At 69.5% G+C, this 25,647-nt stretch carries 20 protein-coding genes and 1 tRNA gene; 7 read left to right on the plus strand and 14 right to left on the minus strand.

Annotated features, from left to right (window positions below; all coding sequences use genetic code 11):
* The first annotated feature begins 260 nt into the window (after window positions 1-260).
* Window positions 261-2,225: an acetate--CoA ligase gene (gene acs / locus P6897_RS11335; protein ID WP_114588410.1), complete on the plus strand. Its 1,965-nt coding sequence runs from the start codon at window positions 261-263 to the stop codon at window positions 2,223-2,225.
* Between the two features lie 22 nt (window positions 2,226-2,247).
* On the opposite strand, the gene P6897_RS11340 is transcribed toward acs, so the two are convergent.
* The 3 genes from P6897_RS11340 to P6897_RS11350 form a co-directional block, all read right to left on the minus strand.
* Window positions 2,248-3,987 carry a Na+/H+ antiporter gene (locus tag P6897_RS11340; RefSeq protein ID WP_274178739.1) on the minus strand — a complete coding sequence of 580 codons (1,740 nt, stop codon included), beginning with the start codon at window positions 3,985-3,987 and terminating at the stop codon, window positions 2,248-2,250.
* A gap of 102 nt (window positions 3,988-4,089) precedes the next feature.
* On the minus strand, window positions 4,090-4,557 hold the full coding sequence (locus P6897_RS11345; protein WP_112617202.1) for a RidA family protein: 468 nt from the start codon (window positions 4,555-4,557) through the stop codon (window positions 4,090-4,092).
* Window positions 4,554-4,775 (minus strand): DUF4177 domain-containing protein, encoded by a 222-nt coding sequence (locus tag P6897_RS11350; RefSeq protein ID WP_094261190.1) that lies wholly within the window; start codon window positions 4,773-4,775, stop codon window positions 4,554-4,556. Before P6897_RS11350 ends, P6897_RS11345 begins: the two co-directional genes overlap by 4 nt.
* A 107-nt stretch (window positions 4,776-4,882) precedes the next feature.
* On the opposite strand from P6897_RS11350, the gene P6897_RS11355 reads away from it, so the two are divergent.
* The 4 genes from P6897_RS11355 (at window position 4,883) to P6897_RS11370 (ending at window position 9,300) form a co-directional block, all read left to right on the plus strand.
* The gene (locus P6897_RS11355) at window positions 4,883-7,423 is read left to right on the plus strand and encodes a transglycosylase domain-containing protein (protein WP_274178740.1); all 2,541 of its coding nucleotides are present in this window, start codon (window positions 4,883-4,885) and stop codon (window positions 7,421-7,423) included.
* On the plus strand, window positions 7,423-8,352 hold the full coding sequence (locus P6897_RS11360) for a metallophosphoesterase (RefSeq protein ID WP_274178741.1): 930 nt from the start codon (window positions 7,423-7,425) through the stop codon (window positions 8,350-8,352). The genes P6897_RS11355 and P6897_RS11360 overlap by 1 nt, the downstream gene beginning before the upstream one ends.
* Before the next feature lie 48 nt (window positions 8,353-8,400).
* A tRNA-Pro gene (locus P6897_RS11365) sits at window positions 8,401-8,474 on the plus strand.
* A 61-nt stretch (window positions 8,475-8,535) separates the two neighbouring features.
* Window positions 8,536-9,300 carry an HAD-IIB family hydrolase gene (locus tag P6897_RS11370; RefSeq protein WP_274178742.1) on the plus strand — a complete coding sequence of 255 codons (765 nt, stop codon included), beginning with the start codon at window positions 8,536-8,538 and terminating at the stop codon, window positions 9,298-9,300.
* Between the two features lie 97 nt (window positions 9,301-9,397).
* Here P6897_RS11370 and P6897_RS11375 read toward each other — a convergent pair whose 3' ends face one another.
* From P6897_RS11375 to P6897_RS11400, 6 genes are all read right to left on the minus strand, one after another.
* Window positions 9,398-10,681 (minus strand): alpha-hydroxy acid oxidase, encoded by a 1,284-nt coding sequence (locus tag P6897_RS11375; RefSeq protein WP_112617206.1) that lies wholly within the window; start codon window positions 10,679-10,681, stop codon window positions 9,398-9,400.
* A gap of 48 nt (window positions 10,682-10,729) precedes the next feature.
* Window positions 10,730-11,449, minus strand: a complete 720-nt coding sequence (locus tag P6897_RS11380) for a FadR/GntR family transcriptional regulator (protein ID WP_274178743.1) — start codon at window positions 11,447-11,449, stop codon at window positions 10,730-10,732.
* Window positions 11,450-11,550: 101 nt separating this feature from the next.
* Complete coding sequence (locus tag P6897_RS11385; RefSeq protein ID WP_274178744.1) at window positions 11,551-12,165, minus strand: thymidine kinase; 615 nt, start codon at window positions 12,163-12,165, stop codon at window positions 11,551-11,553.
* 5 nt (window positions 12,166-12,170) lie between these two features.
* Window positions 12,171-13,679: a malate:quinone oxidoreductase gene (locus tag P6897_RS11390; protein WP_181574220.1), complete on the minus strand. Its 1,509-nt coding sequence runs from the start codon at window positions 13,677-13,679 to the stop codon at window positions 12,171-12,173.
* Window positions 13,680-13,699: 20 nt separating this feature from the next.
* Complete coding sequence (locus tag P6897_RS11395; protein WP_274178745.1) at window positions 13,700-14,758, minus strand: aspartate-semialdehyde dehydrogenase; 1,059 nt, start codon at window positions 14,756-14,758, stop codon at window positions 13,700-13,702.
* A gap of 94 nt (window positions 14,759-14,852) precedes the next feature.
* On the minus strand, window positions 14,853-15,569 hold the full coding sequence (locus P6897_RS11400; protein ID WP_274178746.1) for an NRDE family protein: 717 nt from the start codon (window positions 15,567-15,569) through the stop codon (window positions 14,853-14,855).
* A gap of 71 nt (window positions 15,570-15,640) precedes the next feature.
* Here P6897_RS11400 and coaBC point away from each other — a divergent pair, with 71 nt between their 5' ends.
* Window positions 15,641-16,852: a bifunctional phosphopantothenoylcysteine decarboxylase/phosphopantothenate--cysteine ligase CoaBC gene (gene coaBC, locus P6897_RS11405; protein WP_274178747.1), complete on the plus strand. Its 1,212-nt coding sequence runs from the start codon at window positions 15,641-15,643 to the stop codon at window positions 16,850-16,852.
* 150 nt (window positions 16,853-17,002) lie between these two features.
* Here the strand turns inward: coaBC and thrC are convergent, their stop codons facing one another.
* Together thrC and P6897_RS11415 are read right to left on the minus strand one after the other, a co-directional pair.
* Window positions 17,003-18,406 (minus strand): threonine synthase, encoded by a 1,404-nt coding sequence (gene thrC, locus P6897_RS11410; RefSeq protein ID WP_282501278.1) that lies wholly within the window; start codon window positions 18,404-18,406, stop codon window positions 17,003-17,005.
* A gap of 95 nt (window positions 18,407-18,501) precedes the next feature.
* A complete protein-coding gene (locus P6897_RS11415; RefSeq protein ID WP_112617213.1) occupies window positions 18,502-19,788 on the minus strand; it encodes an aspartate kinase in 1,287 nt (428 codons plus the stop codon).
* Window positions 19,789-19,942: 154 nt separating this feature from the next.
* On the opposite strand from P6897_RS11415, the gene P6897_RS11420 reads away from it, so the two are divergent.
* Window positions 19,943-21,334, plus strand: coding sequence for a threonine/serine exporter family protein (locus P6897_RS11420; RefSeq protein WP_282501279.1), 1,392 nt, complete (start codon window positions 19,943-19,945; stop codon window positions 21,332-21,334).
* Window positions 21,335-21,415: 81 nt separating this feature from the next.
* Here P6897_RS11420 and P6897_RS11425 read toward each other — a convergent pair whose 3' ends face one another.
* The 3 genes from P6897_RS11425 to P6897_RS11435 all read right to left on the minus strand — a co-directional run bounded on the left by P6897_RS11425 (window position 21,416) and on the right by P6897_RS11435 (window position 25,624).
* Window positions 21,416-22,444 (minus strand): 6-phosphofructokinase, encoded by a 1,029-nt coding sequence (locus P6897_RS11425; protein WP_023955073.1) that lies wholly within the window; start codon window positions 22,442-22,444, stop codon window positions 21,416-21,418.
* Between the two features lie 171 nt (window positions 22,445-22,615).
* Window positions 22,616-24,769, minus strand: a complete 2,154-nt coding sequence (locus tag P6897_RS11430) for a DEAD/DEAH box helicase (protein ID WP_112617215.1) — start codon at window positions 24,767-24,769, stop codon at window positions 22,616-22,618.
* 210 nt (window positions 24,770-24,979) lie between these two features.
* Window positions 24,980-25,624, minus strand: coding sequence for a hypothetical protein (locus P6897_RS11435; protein WP_274178749.1), 645 nt, complete (start codon window positions 25,622-25,624; stop codon window positions 24,980-24,982).
* Window positions 25,625-25,647 lie beyond the last annotated feature (23 nt).

Below are 25,647 nucleotides of genomic sequence, written 5' to 3' on the forward strand. Positions count from 1 at the left end.
CCCCACATTGGGGGATAGGGGTGCCGCCCACGCAACGTCCCGCCGCTTGGGGGGTAGGTCGGGCCGCCACGGGCGCGAACGATGTCGCAGCCACGGATCAGCTTACGCTGTCGAACCGGCTGCTACCCAATCACCGCGCGCCCACACCACCCTCGGCATGACCACCCACTATCGGCGGTAGTCTCCTGATCTCGCCGCGGTCTAGATTGACCGCACGCCGCCCGCGCGCGGGCGCCATCGACCGCGAAGGAGCGTGCCGTATGAGCAGCCAGATCGACCACCTGCTGACCGAGACCCGGCGGTTCGCGCCGTCGCCCGAGTTCGCCGCATCCGCCGTCGGCACCGCCGAGCTCTACGAGCGCGCCGCAGCCGACCGCGAGGGCTTCTGGGCAGACCAGGCCCGGGAGCTGCACTGGCACAAGCCCTTTACGCAGGTACTCGACTGGTCGAATCCCCCGTTCGCCGAGTGGTTCGCCGACGGTGAGCTGAACGTCGCGTACAACTGCCTCGACCGTCACGTCGAGGCCGGCCTCGGCGACCGTGTGGCGCTGCTGTGGGAGGGCGAGCCGGGCGATGACCGCGCCGTGACCTACGGCGAACTCACCGACGAGGTCAAGCGCCTGGCCAACGTCCTGACAGAGCTCGGGATCGAGCAGGGAGACCGCGTCGCGATCTACATGCCGATGATCCCCGAGGCCGTCGCCGCGATGCTCGCCGTCGCCCGCGTCGGCGCGGTGCACTCGGTCGTGTTCGGCGGGTTCTCGGCCGACAGCCTGCGGACCCGCATCGACGATGCCGGCGCCAAGCTCGTGATCACCGCCGACGGCGGCTATCGCAAGGGCAAGGTCTCGCCGCTCAAGCCCGCCGTCGACCAGGCGCTGGCCGATCGGGGCGCCGGTCCGCAGCTCACGGTCGAGCACGTCATCGTGGTGCGGCGCGGCGGGAACGACATCGAGTGGAACGACGAGCGCGACCTGTGGTGGCACGACGTCGTGCCCGCGGCATCCCCCGATCACGAGGCGCAGGCGTTCCCCGCCGAGAACCCGCTGTTCATCCTGTACACCTCGGGCACGACGGGAAAGCCGAAGGGCATCCTGCACACCTCCGGCGGATACCTGACGCAAGCCGCGTTCACCAACCGCGTCGTGCACGATCTGCACGCCGAGACGGACGTCTACTGGTGTACCGCCGACATCGGGTGGGTCACCGGCCACAGCTACGTCACGTACGGACCGCTCGCCAACGGCGCGACACAGGTGCTCTATGAGGGAACCCCCGACACGCCCCACTCGGGCCGCTCGTGGGAGATCATCCAGAAGTACGGCGTGACGATCTACTACACCGCCCCCACCGCGATCCGGTCCTTCATGAAGGTCGGCCGTCAGGTTCCGGCGCAGTACGACCTGTCGAGCATCCGCCTCCTCGGCTCGGTGGGCGAGCCCATCAACCCCGAGGCGTGGATGTGGTACCGCAAGGTCATCGGCGGCAAGAAGGCGCCCATCGTCGACACGTGGTGGCAGACCGAGACCGGCGCGATCATGATCTCCGCGCTGCCGGGGGTCACCGAGACCAAGCCCGGATCGGCGCAGGTCGCTCTCCCCGGCATCTCGATCGATGTGGTCGACGAGGAGGGCAACCGCGTGGGCGAGGGCAACGGCGGGCTGCTCGTCATCACCGAGCCCTGGCCGAGCATGCTGCGCGGCATTTGGGGCGACCCCGACCGCTTCGTCGAGACCTACTGGGAGAAGTTCCAGAAGCAGGGCTACTACTTCGCCGGCGACGGCGCCCGGCTCGACGACGACGGCGACATCTGGCTCATGGGCCGCGTCGACGACGTCATGAACGTCTCGGGCCACCGCCTGTCGACGACCGAGATCGAGTCCGCACTCGTCGCGCACGAATCCACCGCCGAGGCAGCCGTCGTCGGAGCCTCCGACGAGACCACGGGCCAGGCCGTCGTCGCCTTTGTGATCATCAAGCAGAGCTACCTCGACGCCCACTCTCCAGACGGTCTCGCGACGTCGCTCCGGCAATGGGTCGGCGAGCAGATCGGACCCATCGCACGGCCCCGCGACGTCTACATCGTCGGCGAGCTGCCGAAGACCCGCTCGGGCAAGATCATGCGACGACTGCTGCGGGATGTCGCCGAGGGCCGGGAGGTCGGCGACACCACGACACTCGCCGACACCGCGGTGATGTCGGTCATCAGCGCACAGCTGAAGTAGCCCGCGCGCGGGCTCGATCGCGTCACTCGGCGTCGCGATCGAGTCCGCGGGCCCGGATCTCCTCGATGTCGAGGTCGGCGAGGATGCGGCGTGCCACGAGGTCGTCGATCGTGCCGTCGCGCCGCAGGCGCAGCAGCACCTCGCGCTTGCGATCGAGCATCGCCAGCCGCAGCCGCGTCGCCTCCCGGTGCCGGATGAGCGGCGAGCGCTGCGTCAGGTCGATGTCGTCGCTCACGGCGAGCATCTCGAGCTGCGGCGCAGGCCGATGCCCGTCCCCGTCCGACGGCCCGGGCGGCACGGGGCCCATGCGCGAGGCATCCTCGTCGGGCGAGTCGTCGTCGATGTCGGCATCCGGGTCGCGTTCCTCCGCCGCCCGCTGGCGCGCGACGGCGCGGGCGTTGGCGAGCTCGAGGCGTTCGTAGCCCTCGTGCCGGGCACGGTCGCGGACACGATCGCTGACCCCGTGCTCCGCGGCGAGGTCGTCGAGCGCTGCGAGAGCGGCGCCCGAAATGGCCCGCTGGGCGAGCTCGTACTCCTCGATCGCCGCATCGTCGGCAGGGAGCTTCGCCCACCGGATGACGACGGGCAGCAACGGCCCCTGCACGAGCAGCGTGAGCACGATGACCCCCGCGGTGACGAACACGATCGAGTCGCGTCCCTCGACCGGCTCCCCCGAAGCCGTCGTGATCGGCACCGACAGCGCGATGGCGAGCGACACGGCGCCGCGGAACCCCGACACCGTGCTGACGACCCGCGAGCGATGACGCAGCGATCTGCTCGACCCGGCCGCCGGGCGCGAGAAGGGCGAGAACAGCCACTGGAACAGGTAGCGCACGACGAAGAGGGCGACCCACGCCGCGAGAGTGACGAGAAGCAGGATGCCGATCTCCGACGGCGAGATCTCATGCAGCACCAGCTGGACCTCGAGGCCGATGAGCACGAACAGCGCTCCGTTGAGGAGGTACACCCCGAACGGCCAGGTGGCATCGGCGGCACGGCGCGACATCGCCGTCGTGATGCGCGGGGACACCCAGGCGATGATGAGCCCGGCGAAGACCACGGCGAGCACGCCGGACGCCTCGATCAGCTCGGCGATGAGGAACGCGACGAACGGAACGAGCAGCAGCGTCAGGTTGATCGTCAGGGTCGACTGCATCCGCCGCAGTGCGAGGAAGACGAGCGCCGCGACGGCGATGCCGGCCGCAGCGCCGCCGAGGTACGACAGCAGCACCATGCCCGTGATCGACAGGGCGCTGACCTGGTCGCCGAGCAGGAGCGAGACCGCGATGGCATAGAGGACGAGGGCAGTGCCGTCGTTCGTAAGACTCTCGGCCTTGAGCTTCATGAAGGTGCGGGCGGGCAGCAGTCTGCCGAGCGCGGCCACCGCGGTGGCGTCGGGCGGCGCGACCGCAGCCCCGAGCACGAGGGCGGCCTCCCACGGCACGCCGAGCCAGGTCGCGACCGCCGCGACGGCGAACGCCGAGGCGACGACGAGCAGGGTGCTCATCGGCACGATGTAGCGCAGCGAGCGGCGGACTGAGCGGAGCGACGTCGTCCACGCCTCGCGGAACAGCAGCACCGGCAGGAAGAGCAGCAGCACCGTTTCCGGCGGCAGCTCGATCGCCCGCAGCTCGGGCACGAATCCGAGCAGCAGACCGATCACGAGCAGCACCAGCGGCGTCGCGACGCGCAACCGCGGCGCCAGGACGGTTCCGACGAGAAGGGCGATGCCCAGCAGAACCGTGACCTCGAGTCCCTGCATCCCTACCGCCCTTCCGCGTGGTCCACACCAGAGCGTAGAGCCGCGGGCGACCGGACGGGCGGTGTTCCGCCCGAGGTTCGCGGTGGGCGGAGAGCCCGGCGATCAGACCAGGGCGAAGACGACCTCGACCTCGACCGGGGAGTCGAGCGGCAGCACCGGCACCCCGACCGCCGACCGTGCGTGACGACCCGCGTCGCCGAAGATCTCGCCCAGCACCTCGCTCGCACCGTTGATGACACCGGGCTGTCCCGTGAACTCGGGGACGGACGCCACGAACCCGGTCACCTTCACGACCCGAGCGAGGTTGTCGACACCGCCGGCCACATCCGCCGCGGCGGCGATGGCGTTGAGCGCGCACTGACGCGCGAGCTGCTTGGCCGCGTCGGCGGCGACGAGACCGTCGCCCTCGCCGACCTTGCCGATCGCGGGCAGCGCACCGTCGACCATGGGCAGCTGCCCGGAGGTGTAGACGAGACCGTCGTGCTCGGTCGCGGGGATGTAGGCGGCGACGGGCGGGACGACGGGCGGAAGCTGGATGCCGAGCTCGGCCAGACGCGCCGAGACGCTCATGCGCCCGTGCCCTCGAACTGCTGGGCAGCCTGGTGGGCCGCCCCGAGACCGGCGTTGGCTGCTCCCCCGCCCACGGGACGCTTGAAGTAGGCGACGAGCCCGCCCTCGGGTCCAGGGACGACCTGCACGAGCTCCCAGCCCTGCTTGCCCCAGTTGTTGAGGATCGCCGCGGTGTTGTGGATCAGCAGGGGCGTGGTGAGGTACTCCCACGTCGTCATCGGGGCTCCGATCTGTGGCTTTCGCTCGCGCGCCGGCATGCGCGGACGCACGCGCGCAAGGGGTGGTCCTGAGGCGGATGCCCAGGTATCTCGCTTACGATCACCCTATGCCTCACAAGAAACGCACGGCCACCGGTGTGCTCGGCGGTCTCGCCGGCCTGGTCGGCCTGAGCGCTGTGGCCGGGATCCTCGTCACGGCTACCGTGACCCCCGCCATCGCCGTGTCGGGTTACGCAGCCACCAGCGCGATCGACGTCTTCGACAACATGCCGAGCTACCTCGAAGTCGACGAGCTCATGCTGCCGACCGAGTTCTACCGCAAGGACGCAGACGGCAACGACGTCCTCATGACGCAGTTCTACGACCAGAACCGCATCCCGGTCACGTGGGATGAGGTCGCGCCGGTCATGTTCGACGCGATCACGTCGAGCGAGGACAAGAACTACTACACGCACGGCGGCGTCGACCTTCTCGGCACCGCGAGTGCGGTGTTCGGCAACCTGCGCGGCGGCGACACCCGCGGCGGCTCGTCGATCACCCAGCAGTACGTCAAGAACGTGCTGCAACAGGCGTGCGAGAAGGAAGCCAAGTCGCAGGACGAGGTCGAGGCGTGCTTCCGCTCGACCACCGTCTCCTCCGGCACCGACGGCATCGAGCGCAAGCTGCAGGAGATGCGGTACGCGATCCAGCTCGAGAAGCGGTATCCGAAGAACGAGATCCTGCTCGGCTACCTGAACATCGCGCACTTCGGCGGCACCGTCTACGGCATCGGCGCGGCGTCGCAGTACTACTTCGGCGTGCCCGCCTCGCAGCTCACGATCGGCCAGGCCGCGGCGATCGCGGGCATGGTGCAGGAGCCGAACACCTACCGTCTGGATCGTCCCGACAGCGAGTCGAACGGCGCCGCGAACGGCTACGAGCTGACGAAGGACCGTCAGATCTACGTGCTGAACCGCATGTTCTCGGATGGCAAGATCACGCAGGAAGAGCGGGATGCCGCTATCGCGGAGCCGATCACCCCGAACATCCAGGAGCGCCCGCAGGGCTGCCAGCTCGCCGCCGGCGCCGAGTTCTTCTGCGAGTACGTCCGCAACATCGTCCTCGACGACCCGGCCTTCGGCGAGTCGCTCGAGGAGCGCCAACAGAACCTGCGCCGCGGCGGCATGAAGATCTACACCACTCTCGACCCGCAGCTCCAGGATGCCGCGCTCGACGCGATGTCCGTCGTGCCCGCGACCGACGACCGTCTGAACCTCGGCGCCTCTGGCGTCCAGGTCGAGGTCGGCACCGGCCGCGTGCTCTCGATGGTGCAGAATCGCCCGTTCGCGCCCACCGGAGACGACGCCGGCACGGTGACCCCGGTCAACTACAACGTGCGCAACCAGGACGGCGGCGGTGGTCACTCCGCGGGCTCGACCTACAAGGTGTTCAGCCTCATCAACTGGCTCGAGCAGGGGCACTCCGTGAACGAAGTGATCAACGGCCGTGTCGGGAACAAGCGCGTGCTGACGAGCTGCGACGGCGCCACCCAGAACGTCCGCACCGGCAACAGCGGCCGCCCGAACGAGATCGGCAACTTCCAGAGCAGCAACGGCTACTCGGGCACGATCAAGAAGTTCACCGAAGACTCGCTGAACTCGGGCTTCCTCGCGATGGCCGAGCGCATCTCGGTGTGCTCGACCAACCAGGTCGCGATGAAGATGGGCGTCATGCAGTCCAACGGCGACCCGCTGGACGTCAACAACAACCCCTATGATGTGCTGGGATCCGCGGCGGTGGCACCCATCGACATGGCGGAGGCCTACGCGGCGATTGCCGGTGGAGGCACGCGGTGCGAGCCGAAGGTCATCGACCGTGCGGTCAAGTCCGACGGCACCGACATCACGCCGCAGACGAGTTGCGACCAGGCCATCTCCGCCAACGTCGCCGCCACTGCCGCTTTCGCGCTCGAAGGCGTCATGAACGCGACGGGCCAGGGCGCCCGCATCTTCGACGGCGTGCCGGTGTTCGGCAAGACCGGTATCCACGAGTACGAGCACACCTGGATGGACGGTGCGAGCACCAAGGTGGCCACCGTGGTCTGGGTCGGCAACGTCGACGGCTTCGCGAAGCTCAACGAGTACCGCGTCAACGGCTGGCGACTCGATCAGATCCGAAACGCGATCTGGCCGAAGATGCAGGGAGCGGCGAACGCCAAGTTCGGCGGCGATCGGTTCCCGACCCCGGACACGAACCTTACGAAGAACACCCTCACGGAGCTCCCGAACGTCGTCGGTCAGAACGTCGATGAGGCGCGCGGCATCCTCGAGGCGGCCGGCTTCTCGGTGAACGTCGCCGAGCCCACCGACTCGACCGAGCCCGAAGGCCGGATCGTGTCGCAGGATCCGGGCGCGGGTCGCGCCGCGGGCGGCGCGACCATCACGATCACACCGAGCAACGGTCAGGGCGCCACGGTGCCGCCGGTGACGGGCAACCCGCAGGAGGCCGAGCGCCAACTGCGAGCCGCCGGCTTCACGAGCGTGACAACGGCGTGTACCGAGAAGGACGACCCGCCGCAGCCGACGGTGACGGGCACCAGCCCTGCCGCAGGCGAGGCGGTCGGCCGCGGGACGCAGATCACCATCGAGTACACCGCGAAGAACTGCTGATGGCAGGCGTCCGCAGGACGCTCTCCACGATCGCCACCGCCGGCGCCCTGGGCGCCGGCGGTGCGGTCGTCTGGGGGGTGGGCATCGAGCGCCATCTGTTCACCGTCCGTCGCCACGAAGTCCACGTGCTGCCCGAGGGCAGCCCCAGCATCACCGTGCTGCACCTCTCCGACGCCCACATGGCGCCGTGGCAGCAGCGCAAGCAGCGGTGGATCGCAGAGCTGGCCGAGACGACGCAGCCGGACCTGGTCATCAACACGGGCGACAACCTCGGCCATGCCCGCGGCCTCGCCGGCATCCGCCGCGCCTTTGCTCCCCTCCGCGGCGTGCCGGGCTTCTTCGTCCACGGGTCGAACGACGTGTTCGAGCCGAGCGCGCGGAACCCGCTGCGCTACTTCACGGGCCCCTCGCGTCACGCCAAAGCGGCGCCGAAAATCGACACCGCGGCGATGGACTCGTTCTTCGCCGACGACCTCGGCTGGTCCGAGCTCGACAACGCCGCCGCTGCCGTGCGCGTGGCCGGCATGCGAATCGACGGCGTCGGGGTCGACGACGCGCACCGCGACTGGGACGACCTCGACGTGCTGCCGGGCGCTCTGGCGGCCCTGCAAGGCCGCAGAAGCGCCGACCTGACCCTGGGCGTCACCCACGCCCCGTATCGCCGCGTGCTCGACCGTTTCGTGGATCTGGGGGCGGACATGGTCTTCGGCGGCCACACTCACGGCGGGCAGGTCCGCATCCCCTTCGCCTCGCGCGCCCTCGTCGCCAACTGCGATATTCCGCTCGATCAGGCGCGCGGCCTGAGCTCATGGGGTGCGGACCGTGTCCCACTCAATGTGAGCGCGGGCCTCGGTCACTCCATCTATGCGCCGGTGCGTTTCGGGTGCCGCCCCGAGGCCTCCGTGCTGGTCCTCCGCGCTCGGGCGTGAGCCGATTCGTCTTCCGAGCCGGATCGGGGTAAGCTTGGAGGGTTGCCACGGGGTGTGGCGCAGCTTGGTAGCGCGCGTCGTTCGGGACGACGAGGCCGCAGGTTCAAATCCTGTCACCCCGACAGCGAAGAGGCTCCGCCGCAAGGCGGGGCCTCTTTCATGCCACCGGAGAACGGAGCACGGATGCCCATCCCCCGACTGGTCGCCTTCGACCTCGACGACACCCTCGCTCCCTCGAAGAGCGCCATCAACCCGCGTATCGGGCGCCAGCTGCTCGATCTTGCGGCCCGCGTCGAGGTCGCGATCATCTCCGGCGGACAGCTCGCGCAGTTCACCGCGCAGGTCGTCGACCAGCTGCCCGAGACGGATGCAGACCTGCTGTCGCACTTCCACCTGCTGCCGACCTGTGGAACGCAGTACTACCGCCTCTCCCCCGCCGGCATCGAGACGGTCTACGCCCGCTCGCTGACCGATGACCAGAAGTCCCGCGCCCTCGCCGCGGTCGAGGAAGAGGCGCGTCGGCTCGGCCTGTGGGAGAGCGAGACCTGGGGCCCCATCCTCGAGGACCGTGGGTCTCAGATCACGTTCTCCGCGCTGGGCCAGCAAGCTCCCGTCGACGCGAAGATGGCGTGGGATCCCTCCGGCGAGAAGAAGAATGCGCTGCGAGCGGCGGTGGCAGACCGCATCCCCGACCTCGAGGTGCGCGCGGGCGGCTCGACGTCGGTCGACATCACCGAGCGCGGCATCGACAAGGCCTACGGCATGACGCGCCTGATCGAGCAGAGCGGCATCCCGCAGGACGACATCCTGTTCGTCGGCGACCGTCTCGACGAGAACGGCAACGACTATCCGGTGCTCGCGATGGGCGTGGCCTGCCACGCGGTCGAGGGCTGGGAAGAGACCGCCGACTTCCTCGACCAGCTCATCCCCACGCTTCCGCTGCGCTGACCCACTGACGCGGGCGACACCGCGCCACGCATTCGGGCCCCGGGCCGAGCAGCCTGACGACTGCCGGCACCGGGGCCCGTTGCTTCGCGTCCCGTCGTCAGGCTCGCGACGCCGTCTTGGCCCGCGTGGCGGCGCGACGCGGAGCTGAGCCTGTGATCGGCACGAGCCGCTGCAGCTGCGTGACGTGACGCGGCTCGAGCTCCTCTAGGCTCGAGACGCCGAGCAGCTGCATCGTGCGCTCGATCTCGCTGCGCAGGATCGCGATGGTCCGGTCCACGCCCTGACGGCCGCCCGCCATCAGCCCGTAGAGGTAAGCGCGTCCGATCAGAGTGAACTTCGCGCCCTGCGCGATGGAGGCAACGATGTCGGCACCGTTCATGATGCCGGTGTCGACCATGACCGTGGCGTCCTTCCCGACCTCGCGCACGACCTGCGGCAGGAGGTGGAACGGCACGGGGGCGCGGTCGAGCTGGCGGCCGCCGTGGTTCGAGAGCACGATGCCATCGACTCCGAGGTCGATGAGCCGCTTGGAGTCCTCGACGTTCTGCACGCCCTTGATGACGATCTTCCCGGGCCACATGCTGCGGATGACCTCGAGGTCGTCGTAGCTGATGGTCGGGTCCATCGCGGCGTTGAGGAGTTCGCCGACGGTGCCGCCGGTGGTCGTGAGCGACGCGAACTCGAGCTTGGGCGTCGTGAGGAAGTCGATCCACCACCAGGGGCGCGGGATGGCGTTGACGATCGTCCCGACGGTCAGCGCGGGCGGGATGGAGAACCCGTTGCGCTTGTCACGCAGGCGCGCTCCCGCAACCGGGGTGTCCACGGTGAACATGAGAGTGTCGAAGCCCGCCTCGGCCGCCCGCTTGACGAGACCATATGAGATCTCACGATCGCGCATGACGTAGAGCTGGAACCAGTTGCGTCCGTGCGGGTTGGCCGCCCGGACGCCCTCGATCGACGTCGTCCCGAGCGTCGAGAGGGTGAACGGGATGCCGGCCGCGCCCGCGGCGGATGCCCCCGCGCTCTCGCCTTCCGTCTGCATCAACCGGGTGAATCCGGTCGGGGCGATTCCGAACGGCAACGCCGAGCGCCCGCCGAGGATCTCGGTCGACATGTCGACCGATTCCGCCGGACGCAGGATGTCGGGGTGGAACTCGATGTCCTGGAACGCCTGCCGTGCTCGCGCGAGCGAGATCTCGCCCTCCGCCGCACCGTCGGTGTAGTCGAACGCCGCCTTGGGCGTGCGGCGCTTCGCGATGGTCCGCAGATCATCGATCGTCAGGGCCGACGTGAGTCGGCGGCGGCGTCCATTGAGATCGGGGGCCTTGAACTGCATCAGTTCGAGCAGCTCGGGAATCTTGGGCAACTGTCGGGTGACCATATTCTCTCCTCAGTTCCGGCGGGGCCGACGGGGTCGGACCGGATGGGTTCAGGTGGATTCGGGGCGCACGGGGTTCGCGGACGCGTAGTACCCCGTGATGTGGTCGTGGACGGCGGTGCGGGCATCGTCTACCCGCTGTTCGTCGATCGCCGCCACGATCGCGTTGTGCTCGTCGCGCAGGCGGTCCACCGCGCTGTCCCAATCCGGGATGCGCGCGGCACCCTGGAGCACGTAGTCCTCGATCGACGATCGGAGGCCCGCCATCATCGCCGCCACGACTTCGTTGCCCGACGCCTCGGCCAAGGCGACGTGGAACTGCGCATCGAGTACCAGGAAGTCGGCGGGGCTGAGGTCGGCGGCATCCATCGCACGGAGCGCTTCGCGCGCCCGCTCGAGATCGACGTCGGACGAGCCGGCCAGCTCACCGGCGACCCACTCCTCGAGCAGGAGACGCGTGTTCACGACATCCGAGATGGCGAAGCCCTGCGCGGCGACCTGCAACCGAAGGAGCGCCTGCATGCCGCCGGTCGGGCGGGCCACGACGATGGCCCCCGCGCTCGGCCCCGATCCCGTCGCGGTGCGGATGAGGCCCATGACCTCCAGCACGCGGAGCGCTTCGCGCACGCTGGATCGCCCGACCCCGAGCTGCGCGACGAGGTCGCGCTCGGACGGCAGTCGGTCGCCGGGACCGAGCTTGCCGGCGAGAAGATCGGATTCGATCTTCTCCAATACGACGCGCCAGGCGCGCGCCGGGGTTCCGTCAGCCATGACGCCCCTCTCCTTGGTGGCCGGACCACGATACATCTTGTGGTCTGACCGCGCAAAGCCCTGGACAGGCGCGTCGTGAAACGTATCAGTCGCCGGATGCCTCAGGCGAGGCGACCACCCGACTCGCGGAGATAGCACTCAGCGCACATCGACTCGTACGTCACCCGGTCGAGAGCGAGCTCGTCGATCGCCACCTGGTCGCCTTCGAACACGAAGCGTCCGCCGACCAGACGTGCGTTGAAGAGGGCCTTCCGCCCGCAGCGGCAGATCGTCTTCAGCTCTTCGAGACTGTGCGCGAGCTCCATCAGACGCGCCGAACCGGGAAAGGCGCGGGTCTGGAAATCGGTGCGGATGCCGTAGGCGAGCACCGGGACGTTCTCCTCCACCACGGTCCGCAGCAGATCGTCGACCTGCTCCGACGTCAGGAACTGCGCTTCGTCGATGAGGAGGCAGGCGACATCCGCTCCCGTCTCGGCGCGCACGCGCTCACGATGCACGCCGAAGACGGCCCGCAGGTCGTCGTCCGCACCGACGAGGAAGTCGACGTCTCGCTCGACGCCCAGCCGGCTTGCGATCTGGCCGGCGCCCTTCGTGTCGATCTCGGGCTTCGCGAGCAGCACGTGCTGGCCGCGCTCCTCGTAGTTGTAAGCCGCCTGCAGGAGAGCCGTCGACTTGCCGGAGTTCATGGCTCCGTAACGGAAGTAGAGCTTGGCCATGCCCGTCAGGGATTGATCGAGAGCGCTTCGGCCGTCGCCTCGATCGACGCGCGAGCGGCATCCGCCCGCGGGTTCAGCGGCTGCCCGTAGCTCGGGATGAGCTTCTTCAGCTCGGGCTCCCAGCCCGCGATGCGGTCGGGGAAGCACGTCTTGAGAAGTCCGAGCATGATGGATGCCGCAGTCGAGGCGCCCGGCGAGGCCCCCAGCAGACCGGCGATCGACCCGTCGGCAGAGGTCACGACCTCGGTGCCGAACTGCAGCACGCCGCCCTTCTTCGGGTCCTTCTTCATGACCTGAGCACGCTGACCGGCCTGGATCAGCTCCCAGTCCTCGTCTTTCGCGGTCGGCATGAAGACGCGGAGCGACTCCACCTTCTTGCGGTGGTTCTTGAGCAGCTCGCCGACGAGGTACGAGATGAGACTCGGGTTGTCGACGGCCACCTTCAGCATCGGCAGCAGGTTGTGGGGGCGCACCTGCGACACGATGTCGGTGATGCGGCCGTTCTTGAGGAACTTCGGGCTGAACGTCGCGAACGGTCCGAACAGCAGCGAGGCCTCGCCGTCGACGACGCGGGTGTCGAGGTGGGGAACCGACATCGGCGGAGCACCCACCGAGGCCTGCGAGTACACCTTGGCCTTGTGCTGCGAGACGACGGCGGGGTTCGTGGTCTTGAGGAACTGCCCGCCGATCGGGAAGACGCCGTAGCCCTTGATCTCGGGGATACCCGACTTCTGCAGCAGCTTCAGCGCCCAGCCGCCGGCCCCGACGAAGACGAAGCGCGCGTCGGTGTGCCCGGGGGTCTTGCCGAGGCGATTGCGCCAGAAGACCCGCCACGAGCCGTCCTTCTGGCGGCTCAGCGTGCGCACCTCACGGTCGGTGATGACCTCCACGCCCTGCTCCTGCAGGTGCGAGAACAGCTGCCGGGTGAGCGATCCGAAGTCGACATCCGTGCCGGCGGGGACGCGCGTCGCCGCGAACGGCTCGCCCTTGCGGCGCTCCTGCATCAGCAGCGGCGCCCACTGGTTGATGACGCGCGAGTCTTCCGAGTACTCGATGCCCGCGAAGAGGGGCTGGTCCTTGAGCGCCTCGTAGCGGCGCTTGAGGAACGCGACGTCCTTCTCACCGCGGACGAAGGTCATGTGAGGCGTCGCGTTGATGAACGTCGACGGCTCGTCGAGGATGCCGCGCTCGATGAGCGAGGCCCAGAGCTGACGGCTCTGCTGGAACTGCTCGTTGATCGTGATCGCCTTGCCGGGATCTACCGAGCCGTCCGACGCCTCGGGCGTGTAGTTCAGCTCGCACAGCGCGGCGTGGCCCGTGCCCGCGTTGTTCCACGGGTTCGAGCTCTCCTGCGCCAGATCCGACAGGCGCTCGTGCACCTCGATCTTCCAATCGGGCTGGAGCTGCTTCAGCAGCACACCGAGCGTGGCACTCATGATGCCCCCGCCGATCAGGACGACGTCGACCTTTTCACTCACGATGCACCAGTCTATCCCGGTGGCGGCGCGCGGCATCCCGCCGCCCCGCCTTGACGTCAGAGACGCTCGGCGACGATCTCCGCGATCTGCACCGCGTTCAGCGCGGCACCCTTGCGGAGGTTGTCGTTGCTGATGAACAGCACGAGTCCCTTGCCCTCGGGCGCGGACTGGTCGGCGCGGATGCGGCCGACGTAGCTCGGGTCGTTGCCGGCTGCCTGCAGAGGCGTCGGGACCTCCTCGAGCACGACACCGGGCGCCGCGGCCAGGACCTCGCGCGCCCGCTCCGGCGTGATGTCGCGCGAGAACTCGGCGTGGATAGACAGCGAGTGACCCGTGAACACGGGGACGCGCACGCAGGTGCCGGCGACACGCAGGTCGGGCAGCTCGAGGATCTTGCGGCTCTCGTTGCGGAGTTTCTTCTCCTCATCGGTCTCGTTGTCGCCGTCGTCCACCAGGTTGCCGGCGAACGGGATGACGTCGAACGCGATCGGGGCGATGTACTTCTCGGGCTGCGGGAAGTCGACCGCCGAGCCGTCGTGCACGAGATCGAGCGTGTGTCCCTGAGCGAGGACCCCCTCGACCTGGCCGAGCAGCTCTTCGGCGCCGGCGAGGCCCGAGCCCGAGACCGCCTGATAGGTCGAGACGATGAGGCGCTCGAGCCCCGCCTCGGTGTCGAGCACCTTCAGCACCGGCATCGCGGCCATCGTGGTGCAGTTCGGGTTCGCGATGATGCCCTTCGGCGGGGTAACCGTGGCGTGGGGGTTGACCTCGCTGACGACGAGGGGAACCTCGGGGTCCATGCGCCAGGCGCTGGAGTTGTCGATGACGACGGCGCCCGCTTCTGCGAAGCGCGGCGCGTGCGCGCGCGATCCGGTCGCCCCCGCAGAGAAGAGCGCGATGTCGATGCCGGCGGGGTCTGCGGTGGCGATGTCCTCGATGATCACATCGTGCCCGGCGAACTCGATCGAGGTGCCCGCCGAGCGCGCGGTGGCGAACAAGCGCAGTTCGCGGATCGGGAAGTTCCGCTCGACGAGAATCTCGCGCATGACCTTTCCGACCTGGCCAGTGGCGCCGACGACGGCGACGGAGAGTCCGGAATCGGAGATGCGGGTCATAGCGGTTCCTTGCGTGGAGCGTGATCGGGTTTCGGCGATTCTATCGGCGCACCGGGGCGGGTCCGACGCACGTGACGGCCGATGACCGCGCGATTCACGCCATCTCGGGGCGGTTCCACTCCCCCGGCACGTCGAGGGCGCCGTAAGCGAGGTCGACCCCGCCAGTGCCGACGGAGGCGGTGCAGACGAGCAGCGACAAGGTCGGGACGCCGTACGGACGGTTGTCGCGGATGATCGCGGCGTCGTCGGTGGCCGGGGTGGCCGCGGTGTCCTGGAGCACGTCGAGCCAGGGCTGCAGGCCGTCCGCGCGATCGAGCTCCGGCGCGGCCGCCGCGAACTCGCCGAGCCAGCGACGGATCCGGGCGGTGCGCGGATCGTCGACGTCGTCGTGGGCGATCATGTGGGTGCCGGGACGGAGGTCGACCGTCCGCAGGGTCGCGGCATCCCACATCGAGACGCGGACCCCACCGGGCGAGACGTCGACGAGATTGAAGCCGTGCGTGGGCGGGGCGCCCGTCGGCGGCGAGCCCGCGACCGCATCCAGGACGATGCCGCCGCGCGACAGCGCCGGCGCGCCATCCGGGAGCACGTCGGCTCGATTCAGGATGACGGCCAGCCGGCGAGCGGCCGGGTCGGCGGCGAGCCAGGCCCCGCCGGCGCGACGGTCGCGCACGCCGACGACATCGGCGTGCGTGTCGGGCCACCAGGGACCGATCGGGTCCCACGCACGCGACGGATCCTCGTCGCGGACGGCCAGCAGCCGAACCGGCCGGCTCGGATCGGCGGGCACCTGGATGACGACGGTGCACATGGGATCACTCGCTCTCGGCGGCCGGTGGTCGATCCGCGCACCCCGCCCGGGGCCGTGGGAGGATCGGGGGCATGTTCATCGTAGTCGGGGTCACCGGTGGCATCGCCGCCTACAAGAGCGTCCAGCTCGTACGGCTGCTCGTCCAGCAGGGGCACGACGTCCACGTCATCCCCACCGAGGACTCGCTGCGCTTCATCGGCCTGACGACATGGGAGGCGATCAGCCGCAACCCCGTCACGACGTCCGTCCACGACGACGTCGCGCGTGTGCGGCACGTCGCCCTGGGGCAGAGCGCCGACCTCGTGATCGTCGCGCCCGCGACGGCCAACACGATCGCGTCGATGGCCGCGGGTCTGGCATCCGACCTGCTGGGCACGACGCTCCTCGCCACCACGGCACCCGTCGTGGTCGCCCCTGCGATGCACACCGAGATGTGGCGGCACCCGGCGACCGCCGCCAACGTCGCCACGCTCCGCGAGCGCGGCGTGCTGCTCGTCGGGCCCGCGGACGGCCCGCTGACCGGCGGCGACAGCGGCCCGGGCCGCATGTCGGAGCCAGAGGACATCGTCGCGGCGGCTCTCGCGCTGGTGTCCCCCGCGCCGACCGACCTCGACGGCCTGCACGTCGCGGTCTCGACCGGGGGCACCCGCGAACCGCTCGACCCCGTGCGCTTCCTCGGCAACCGGTCGAGCGGTCGTCAGGGCGCGGAGATCGCCGTCGAGGCGGCGCGGCGCGGCGCCACGGTGACGCTCGTCGCGGCATCCGTCGACGCCGGCGTTCTCGACGCCGCCATCGCGCACCCGCGCATCACGGTCCAGCATGTCGAGACCGCGGCTGAGCTCGGCGGGGCGATGTCGGATGCCGCCGCCGCGGCAGAGATCGTCATCATGGTCGCAGCCGTCGCCGACTATCGCGCCGCTCGGGTGTCGGAGCACAAGCTGCGGAAGGAGGACGGTCCGCTCGAGACGATCGAGCTGGTGCCGAACGACGACATCCTCGCAGGGCTCGCCGCCGCTCGCCGCGACGGTCAGACCGTTGTCGGGTTCGCCGCCGAGACCCGGGACGACGACCTGCTGGAGCGCGCGCGACGCAAACGCGACCGCAAGGGCGTCGACCTCCTCGTCGTGAACGAGGTCGGGTGGGACGCCGGTTTCGGTGCGGGCGAGAACGCCGTCGCCGTCATCGGACACGGCGGCACGGTTGTCGCCGAAGCCTCCGGTCCGAAGGACGCCGTCGCGCGCGCAATCTGGGACGCGATCGTCGCGCTCCGCGCCGCGAGCTGACGCTCAACCCCTGGCCGGGCGCGATACATCCGTCGGATGTGTGGTGCCCACGCGCACTCAGAGTCACGCGGAGGCGACACCAGCACCACCGGTCCTGCAGGTGTATCGCCACCGCCACGCCGCGGCGGGGCCGACTGCGGACGAGCGGGATCAGCTCAGGGCGCGCTCGCGGATGAAGGCCGTCAGCGCGGCGGCGTCGTCGGGCAGGTCGACGACGTGCTGCGGCGCATCGAGCATCGCCTGCAGCTCGTCGGAGTAGGTCATGTCGATCCCGATGGCTTCACGGATGGTCTCCGCGAACTTCTCGGGCTTGGCGGTCTCGAGGACGAGCATGGCCTCGCCGGGCTCGATGTACTGGCGAGCAACGGTGACTCCGTCGGCGGTGTGCGGGTCGATGATCTCGCCCGCTTCCTCGTGGACCGCGCGGATGGTGGCGAGGCGGTCGGCGTGCGTGGACGTTCCGCTGACGATGCCGAACTCGGCGGTGAAGCGAGCGAGGTCGGCGGAGAAGTCCGCGAAACCCTGCGACTCGAGATCCTTCCACGCCGCGACGACGCGCTCGGGGTCTCGCCCGACGAGTTCGAAGATGAAGCGCTCGAGGTTCGAGGCCTTGGAGATGTCCATCGACGGGCTCGAGGTCTGCAACGTCTGCGCGGCGGAGCGCGGACGGTAGATGCCGGTGCGGAAGAACTCGTCGAGCACGTTGTTCTCGTTCGCCGCCAGCACGAGCCGGCGGATCGGCAGACCCATCTCGCGCGCGTAGAACCCCGAGAGGATGTTGCCGAAGTTGCCGGACGGCACCGTGATCGAGACCTCGGCGTGGCCGTCGGCGTCCGTCGCGCGCAGCCAGGCCCAGAAGTAATAGACGACCTGCGCCGTGATGCGGGCGAGGTTGATCGAGTTGACCGCGCCGAGGCGCAGCGACCGCTTGACCTCGAGGTCGCCCGCGAGCTCCTTGACCAGGTTCTGGCAGTCGTCGAAAACGCCCTCGATGGCTATGTTGTGGATGTTCGGCTCGTCGAGCGAGAACATCTGCGCCCGCTGGAACGGGCTCATGCGGCCCTGCGGCGACAGCATGAACACGGCGATGCGCTCCTTGCCGCGCAGCGCGTACTCAGCGGCCGATCCGGTGTCGCCCGAGGTCGCACCGAGAACGTTGAGCACGGACCCCGTGCGCGCGAGAGCGTGCTCGACGACCTGACCGAGGAACTGCATCGCGAGATCCTTGAAGGCCAGCGTGGGGCCCTCGGAGAGCCCGACCAGCGTGATCCCGCCACCGATCCGCCGCAGCGGCACGACAGCATCGGGGAAGGGAGCGTATGCGGCCTCGGTCATGCGGGCGAGGTCGTCGCGCTCGATGTCGGTGGCGAAGAGCGCCAGGACCTCGGTGGCCAGCTGCGGGTAGGTCAGGGCACGCCAGCGCTCCAGGGTCTCGGGCGAGACCGAGGGCATCTCTTGCGGCACGGCGAGACCGCCATCGGTCGCGAGCCCCTCGAGGAGAGCGTCGCAGTACGGCAGCGGCTCAGCGCCGCCTCGGGTCGAGATGTACAGCACGCGGGGCTCCTCGGTGACGGGTCGGGGACGGCTTTCGATTGTCGCAGGTGCCGCGCCTGCCCGGCGTCGGCGGGGCGTCGACGGCCGGCGGGGCGTCAGCGCCCGGTGCCGGCGTAGACGACCGCTTCGGTGTCGCCGTCGAGCCCGTACGCCGTGTGCACGACGCGAGCCGCCTCGGCGAGCTCGTCGCCGCGGACGACGACGGAGATGCGGATCTCCGAGGTCGAGATCATCTCGAGGTTCACCCCGGCGTTCGACAGCGCTTCGAACAGCGTCGCGGAGACGCCCGAGTGCGTGCGCATCCCGGCACCGACGACGGAGAGCTTTCCGATCTGATCGTCGTGCACGAGGCTCTCGAAGCCGACCTCGCTCTGCTCGCCCGCGAGGGCGCGGAGCGCGACGGTCGCATCCGTCTTGGGCAGCGTGAACGAGATGTCGGTGCGACCCGTCGTGGCCGCCGAGACGTTCTGGACGATCATGTCGACGTTCGCGCCCGACTTCGCCACGATCTTGAAGATCTCGGCAGCCTTGCCCGGGACGTCGGGCACGCCGATGACGGTGATCTTGGCCTGGCTGAGGTCGGTGGCGACGCCCGCGACGATCGGCTCTTCCATCTCTTCTTCCTTTCGGCCTTCGGGCAGCGTCATCCCGGGACCGAGCACGAACGTGCCGGACCCCGAGCTGAACGTCGACCGGGCGTTGATCATGACGCCGTGACGGCGGGCGTACTCCACCGCACGGATGTAGAGGACCTTGGCGCCGTTCGCGGCGAGCTCGAGCATCTCCTCCGCCGAGACGACGCCGAGCTTGCGAGCCTTAGGCACAACGCGCGGGTCGGCGGTGTAGATGCCGTCGACGTCGCTGTAGATCTCGCAGACGTCGGCCGAGAGCGCTGCGGCGAGCGCGACGGCCGTGGTGTCGGATCCGCCACGGCCGAGCGTCGTGATGTCGCGGGTGTCGCGGTTGAACCCCTGGAACCCCGCGACGATGACGATCGCTCCCTCGTCGAGGGCCTCGCGCAGCCGCACGGGCGTGACGTCGACGATGCGCGCGGCACCGTGCGTGGCATCCGTGATCATGCCCGCCTGGCTGCCGGTGAACGACCGCGCCTCGAAGCCCATCGAGTGGATGGCCATCGCCAGGAGCGCCATCGAAATGCGCTCGCCCGAGCTCAGGAGCATGTCGAGCTCGCGGGGAGCCGGGATCGGTGCGACCTCGTTCGCGAGATCGAGCAGCTCATCGGTGGTGTCGCCCATCGCGCTCACCGCGACGACGACGTCATGACCGGCGCGGCGGGTGTCGACGATGCGCTTCGCGACCCGCTTGATGCTCTCCGCGTCGGCGACGGACGACCCGCCGTACTTCTGCACGATCAATGCCATGTGGGACTCCCGGATGCCGGTGCCGGCGCGATTGCTACGGGCGCCCGGATGCCGCGCCCACCGGACCATCTTACGGAGCGTCCCATGCGCGCAGCGCCATGTGACGACCCGTCCGGGAGCGAGGCCCCGGGCGCACGGACCTAGGCTGGAACCCATGGGACGCCGCTCGCTCTTCACGGCGCTGAATGCGCTCGTCCACACCTCCGATCCGGCCGGCGGCCCGGCGACGGAGATGCTCCCGGTGATCGACGACGCGTTCGCGGTGCGGGTGCTCGACCTGGCGATCCGACTCGGCGAGACGATGCTCGTGGCGGGCTCGCCGGCCAGCGAAGTGACCCTCACGATCGTGCGGGTCTCGGGGGTCTACGGCCTCGACCCGGTGCACGTCGACGTGACGTACAACTCGATCACCGTCGCGCACCATCGCAGCGGCGAGGACCGACCGATCACGCTCATGCGCGTGGTCCGCGGCGCCGCGCCCGACCATGCACGGCTGCAGCGGTTGCAGGCGCTCGTGGCCGAGATCCGGTCGGGACTCCCCCTGGATGCCGCGGCCCTGCGCTTCCGCGGCATCCGTCGCACACCGTTCCGGTATCAGCAGCCCGTCGCCGTCGCCGCGCAGGCGCTGCTGGCGGTCGGGGTCGCGGTGATGTTCGGGGCGAACTGGCTCGTCATCGTGCTGTCGTTCCTCGCCGCGGGGTCGGCGGCGGTGACCCAGTTCCTCCTGGGCCGGGCGCGCGTGCCGTTCTTCTTCAGTCAGATCGCCGGGGCGTTCGTGCTCACGATCGTCGCCGCGGCCTCCCCGCTTCTTCGAGCGACGGGGTGGGAGGCCGCGATGACCATGCGCCCCTCCGTCATCGTCGCCTCGGGCATCGTGCTGATGCTGGCGGGCCTCACCGTGGTCGGGGCGGCTCAGGACGCCATCGACGGTTTCGCGCTGACGGCGATGGGCCGCATCCTCGAGCTGGTGACGCAGACTCTCGGCGTCGTGCTCGGCATCCTCGCCGGCATCGAGACCGCGCGAGTCATCGGGCTGGGCCTGGAGGCCCCGACGGAGGCGCTGCCGCTCGGACCCGTGCCGCTGCAGTTCCTCGGCGCAGGTCTGATCGCCCTCGCCGTCGCCGTCATCAACGGGGCCGGGCTCCGCATCATCGTCGTCAGCGTCGCGCTCAGCATCGTCGCGTGGCTCGGATACGTGGCCGCGGCCTCGCTCGGCTTCGAGACGGCGGCGGCGAGCGGCGTCGGCGCGTTCGTCGGGAGCCTCGTCGGCATTCTCGCCGCTTATCGTCTGCACGTTCCGTCTGTCGCGATCACGACGGCGGCGATCCTGCCCATGGTCCCCGGTGCCGCGGTGTTCCGCGGGCTCCTCGGCGTGGTCGAGTCGGGTGACAGCCCGGCGACCCTGCTCACCGGATTCAGCACCCTCGCGGCAGCCGCGACCGTCGGCATCGCCCTGGCGGTGGGCGCGTCGCTCGGCATCTACCTCGGCCAGCCGCTCCGCGCGTCGCTGGGGTCGGTCATCCGTGCGCGCGCGCGGGTGCGCTGAAACCGAGAGAAGCGAAACGGCCGCGTCACGAGCAGGCGGGGAACCTGCCGCGGACGCGGCCGAGACGAAGCGACGCGGAGATCAGCCGAACAGCGCGGCGGCCTCCTCGTAGCGGTACAGCGGAACGGTGTTCAGCTCGCCGAGGGCCTCGTCGAACGAGACGCGGACGATGTCGGTGCCCTTGAGCGAGACCATCTGACCCCAGGCACCGTCGACGAGCGCGTCGGCCGCCGCGAGCCCGAGGCGCGTGGCCAGCACACGGTCGAACGCGGACGGCGAGCCGCCGCGCTGGATGTGACCGAGCACGGTGGCGCGCGTCTCGATGCCGGTCAGGCGCTCGATCTCGGGAGCGAGCACCTCGCTGATGCCACCGAGACGGGGACGGTTGAACGCGTCGAGGCCCTTGTCGCTGTAGGCCTCGTCCTGACCCTTCAGCTTGAAGCCCTCCGACACGACGACGAGCGGGGCGCGGCCACGGTCGAACGCCTTGGTCACCTGCGCCGTGATCTCCTCGATCGACATCGGCACCTCCGGGATGCAGATGACGTGGGCGCCGGCGGCGATGCCGGCGTGCAGGGCGATCCAGCCGACGTGACGGCCCATGACCTCGGCCACCATGCAGCGCTGGTGCGAGTCACCGGTCGTGCGCAGGCGGTCCATCGCGTCGGTCGCGATGTTGACGGCGGTGTCGAAGCCGAACGAGTAGTCGGTCGCCTTCAGGTCGTTGTCGATAGTCTTCGGCACACCGAGGACGTTGATGCCGTCGTTGGCGAGACGGTTGGCCGCAGCGAGCGTGCCTTCGCCGCCGATAGCGATGATGCCGTCGATGCGGTGCTTGTCGAGGGTCGCCGCGATGTTCTCGGCGCCGCCACGGGGGCCTTCGTACGGGTTGGTGCGGCTCGTACCCAGAATGGTTCCGCCGACCTTCGACAGGCCCTTCACCTCGTGGCGCGTGAGGGGGAAGAAGTCGCCGTCGACGACGCCGCGCCAGCCGTCGCGGATGCCGACGAACTCGATGTTGTACGAGGTGGTGCCCTTGAGCACGACGCCTCGGATGACAGCGTTGAGTCCGGGGCAGTCGCCGCCGCTGGTGAGGATGCCGATCTTCATGGGGAGATCCTTCGTTGTTGCTCAGGGTGGAGTGTGGCGACGCTGCCTCAGGTCGAGACTATCGTCGCGGCGCGGGTGCTGCCAGGCGAGCCCGCCGGGAGAACTCGCGAGGCCCGTGCGGATGCGACCAGGCGCGCCCTCCGACCACCGACGAACAGCGGAGAGGACGGCTCAGTCCGCGCCGAGCGCCTGACGCAGCAGGTGCATGAGAGCCGACAGCTGCACCGAGTCGCTCGAGGTCGGGTCGACGGCCTCACCATCGAGCGCCCGAGCCGCGAGACCCTGCTTCGAGTCGATGAGCTCGGCGATCTTCGTGTCGATCGTGTGAGCGGCGATGATCCGCCACGCGGTGACGGGCTCCTCCTGACCGATGCGGTGCACCCGGTCGATCGCCTGCGTCTGCTCGGCCGCCGTCCACGACAGCTCGGCGAGGACGACGTTCGAGGCTGCCTGCATGTTCACGCCGACGCCGGCAGCCGTCAGCGAGCACACCGCGATGGCGACATCGGGATCGTTGTTGAACGCGTCGATCGCGTCCTGGCGTGCCGTCGCGCTCTGATCGCCGCGCAGCGACACGGTCCGCAGCCCGGCGGCCGCGAAGTGGGCCTCAGCGGCATCCATGACGTCGATGTGCTTGGCGAAGAACACGACCTTGCCGACGGAGCGCTGCAGCTGGGCCGCGTAGTCGGCGGCGAGCACGGCCTTGGCCTGGCCGATGCGGCGGACCATCGTGAAGACGTTCTCGGCGCCGGTGCCCGCGGCCTTCGACTCCTCGAGCTCCTGCGTCGCGACGAGGCGCACGATGTCGGAGTCGGCCTCGCCGATGAGCACACGGTCGCCGCGCGCCTCGATGATCCGGCGGTACCGCGCGGCGAGACGCTCGCCGAGCTCGTGCTCGGCCTGGCGGATCGACCGGCCGTACTCGTCGTCGAGCTGCACGGGCAGGTCGGCGATGAGCTTGTCGGGAAGGTCGGCGGCGACGTCCTTCTTCTTGCGGCGCACGATGCCCATCGAGATGACGGCGTCGCGGGCAGCGGGATAGAACGCCTTGTCGGCCGGCGTGAGGCCGGTCTCGTCCAGACGCTCCATGAGCACGGGGCCGGGCTTCTCGCCGTTGGTCCACCCCAGGAACCGCCAGATCGCGTCGAAGTCCTCGACGTCGTTGATCAGCGGGGTTCCGGTGAGGGCCAGCATGAGCGGGTCGCGCACCTGCTCGCGAATGCGGCCCGCGAGGGCGAGCACGTTCTGCGAACGCTGCGAGCTGAGGTTCTTGATGAAGTGCGCCTCGTCGACGACCATGCCGCGCAGGCCGATCGAACCGAGCCACGAGAGGTGGCGGTCGAGCACCTCGTAATTGACGATGAAGACGTCGGCGAACGCGTCGATCTGATCGCCGTCGCCCGAGATCACGGTCGCGCGTCGCTGCGGCGTCCAGCGCTCGACCTCGCGCGCCCAGTTCATCTTGACCACGTTCGGCACGACGGCCAGCAGCGGATAGGCGCCGGCGACGGATGCTGCGAGCACCGACTGCGCCGTCTTTCCGAGACCCGGCTCGTCGGCAAGCAGGAACGAGCGGTGACCGGCTCGCACCGACTCGAGGAACCGCGACTGGTGCGGCATGATCTCGAGACCCTTGGGCGACAGGCGGTCGAACTCCGGCACGGGAGGCAGGTCCATCGAGGCAGCCGCCCCGCCGGCGCCGGACTCGAACGCCTTGTAGAGCGGCCCCATCAACTCCCAGCCGTCGAGTCTCCGACGCGGGGTGTCGTGCGGCGCGTGCAGCTCGAGGTCGGGCGCGAGGAAGGGGTTCGCCTCGCGTCGTGCGATCACCTGCGGCGGTGTGACCTGCCGGTCGGCGAGAGCCGCGGGCACGACGGGCGCCTGAACCGGAGCGGCATCGGTGATGATGAGCTCGTCCTCCGGCAGCTCGGCACCCGACTCGAGAAGCCAGTCGCGCCGCATCCGCTTCGCCACCGGCGACGTCGCCTGGTCGACCTCGAGCAGCTGGATGAGAGACGTGTCGCGCGCGGCCGTCTTCGCGAGGATCGTGGCGACGCCGTCGAGCCGCTTGAGCAGCTCCGCCCGGGCGGCGGTGGAGACGTTCTCGTCGGCCTTCACCCGCGCGCGCTCTTCGCGCACCAAGAAGGCGATGACCTGGAACTTGACGCGGTTCGTGGGTCCGAGCTTTCCGCGCTGGGCCTTGGCCTCGACCTCGCGCACCTTGCGCGCCAAGATCGGGATCAGCGGCGCGTCATCATCGCGTCGGGCGGACGAAGATCTCCGTCGGCGGTTGGCGGTCGCTGCGGCGGTGGCCATGGTCGGCATGCTCCTCCTGAGCCTGAGTGCCGGAGTTCCGTCGTGACGGAAACGTACGAGGTGCCGCTCGAACGGACACCGGAGCGTCATGCGAGCGAAGGGCGTTCGCGTCGGTCGGCCACGGGCACTCGCTTCAGCGAGCTGCGGCGTCGAACCCGACGATGTCCCCGCTCACCATTCTATGCCATGACCGGCGCGCCCCGCGATGCGGGGCGTTACTCAGCGCCAGAGCTGAGCGACGATGCCGGGGGTGTAGGAATCGGGGCTGTAGTTGACCCACCGCGTCGACACCCAGGCGTTCCCGCGAAGGAAGTGAGTCTCACCCAAGTCGACGACTTCTTCGTCCATCGAGAGCATCTGCTGCGATGTCCGGAAGTAAACGCCTCCCGAAGCTTCCTCTGAGCCGAAGCCCGCGGTGGACAACGCGTCAGCGATGAGTTCGGACTGGGCGGGCGAGACGAGTGCCACGGTGGTCGCGATGCCTCGGTCGGAGGGCTTTCCCCACGTGCAACGCAAGCTCGGCACCCCCGATTCGAGCACCGTCAGGGCCTCGGCGTTCTCGGTCGAGTACATCGTCACGCCAGGGTCGTTCAGCGGGGCGATCTCAGCGTCGAGCGTGGCGCGCAGATCGCCCGTGAAGAGCTCGTCGCATGACGACGGCAGATTGATCTCGTCGGTTGTCGACCGCGTCTCGACAGGGCTTGGCGTCTCCGACGGAGTGGGCGCGAGCGACGGCGTCGCGGCCGACTCGGACGGAGCGGGTGTAGCAGCTCCGCCGGCGGGAGTCGCGCATGCCGTAGCCAGCAGCGCGACCGCCGTGACGACCGGGATGAAGCGGAGAGCTGTGCGGTGTCTGACGGCCATGAACTGATCCTAACGAGCCGGGT

The organism is Microbacterium sp. BDGP8 (assembly GCF_029991045.1).
Classification (GTDB): Bacteria; Actinomycetota; Actinomycetes; order Actinomycetales; family Microbacteriaceae; genus Microbacterium; species Microbacterium plantarum.

What these genes read in the sequence shown, in the direction of transcription:
- acs (WP_114588410.1), top strand. Translation starts at nt 261, where the DNA reads ATGAGCAGCCAGATCGACCACCTGCTGACCGAGACCCGGCGGTTCGCG.
- P6897_RS11340 (WP_274178739.1), bottom strand. Translation starts at nt 3,987, where the DNA reads ATGCAGGGACTCGAGGTCACGGTTCTGCTGGGCATCGCCCTTCTCGTC.
- P6897_RS11345 (WP_112617202.1), bottom strand. Translation starts at nt 4,557, where the DNA reads ATGAGCGTCTCGGCGCGTCTGGCCGAGCTCGGCATCCAGCTTCCGCCC.
- P6897_RS11350 (WP_094261190.1), bottom strand. Translation starts at nt 4,775, where the DNA reads ATGACGACGTGGGAGTACCTCACCACGCCCCTGCTGATCCACAACACC.
- P6897_RS11355 (WP_274178740.1), top strand. Translation starts at nt 4,883, where the DNA reads ATGCCTCACAAGAAACGCACGGCCACCGGTGTGCTCGGCGGTCTCGCC.
- P6897_RS11360 (WP_274178741.1), top strand. Translation starts at nt 7,423, where the DNA reads ATGGCAGGCGTCCGCAGGACGCTCTCCACGATCGCCACCGCCGGCGCC.
- P6897_RS11370 (WP_274178742.1), top strand. Translation starts at nt 8,536, where the DNA reads ATGCCCATCCCCCGACTGGTCGCCTTCGACCTCGACGACACCCTCGCT.
- P6897_RS11375 (WP_112617206.1), bottom strand. Translation starts at nt 10,681, where the DNA reads ATGGTCACCCGACAGTTGCCCAAGATTCCCGAGCTGCTCGAACTGATG.
- P6897_RS11380 (WP_274178743.1), bottom strand. Translation starts at nt 11,449, where the DNA reads ATGGCTGACGGAACCCCGGCGCGCGCCTGGCGCGTCGTATTGGAGAAG.
- P6897_RS11385 (WP_274178744.1), bottom strand. Translation starts at nt 12,165, where the DNA reads ATGGCCAAGCTCTACTTCCGTTACGGAGCCATGAACTCCGGCAAGTCG.
- P6897_RS11390 (WP_181574220.1), bottom strand. Translation starts at nt 13,679, where the DNA reads ATGCCGCGCGCCGCCACCGGGATAGACTGGTGCATCGTGAGTGAAAAG.
- P6897_RS11395 (WP_274178745.1), bottom strand. Translation starts at nt 14,758, where the DNA reads ATGACCCGCATCTCCGATTCCGGACTCTCCGTCGCCGTCGTCGGCGCC.
- P6897_RS11400 (WP_274178746.1), bottom strand. Translation starts at nt 15,569, where the DNA reads ATGTGCACCGTCGTCATCCAGGTGCCCGCCGATCCGAGCCGGCCGGTT.
- coaBC (WP_274178747.1), top strand. Translation starts at nt 15,641, where the DNA reads ATGTTCATCGTAGTCGGGGTCACCGGTGGCATCGCCGCCTACAAGAGC.
- P6897_RS11415 (WP_112617213.1), bottom strand. Translation starts at nt 19,788, where the DNA reads ATGGCATTGATCGTGCAGAAGTACGGCGGGTCGTCCGTCGCCGACGCG.
- P6897_RS11420 (WP_282501279.1), top strand. Translation starts at nt 19,943, where the DNA reads ATGGGACGCCGCTCGCTCTTCACGGCGCTGAATGCGCTCGTCCACACC.
- P6897_RS11425 (WP_023955073.1), bottom strand. Translation starts at nt 22,444, where the DNA reads ATGAAGATCGGCATCCTCACCAGCGGCGGCGACTGCCCCGGACTCAAC.
- P6897_RS11430 (WP_112617215.1), bottom strand. Translation starts at nt 24,769, where the DNA reads ATGCCGACCATGGCCACCGCCGCAGCGACCGCCAACCGCCGACGGAGA.
- P6897_RS11435 (WP_274178749.1), bottom strand. Translation starts at nt 25,624, where the DNA reads ATGGCCGTCAGACACCGCACAGCTCTCCGCTTCATCCCGGTCGTCACG.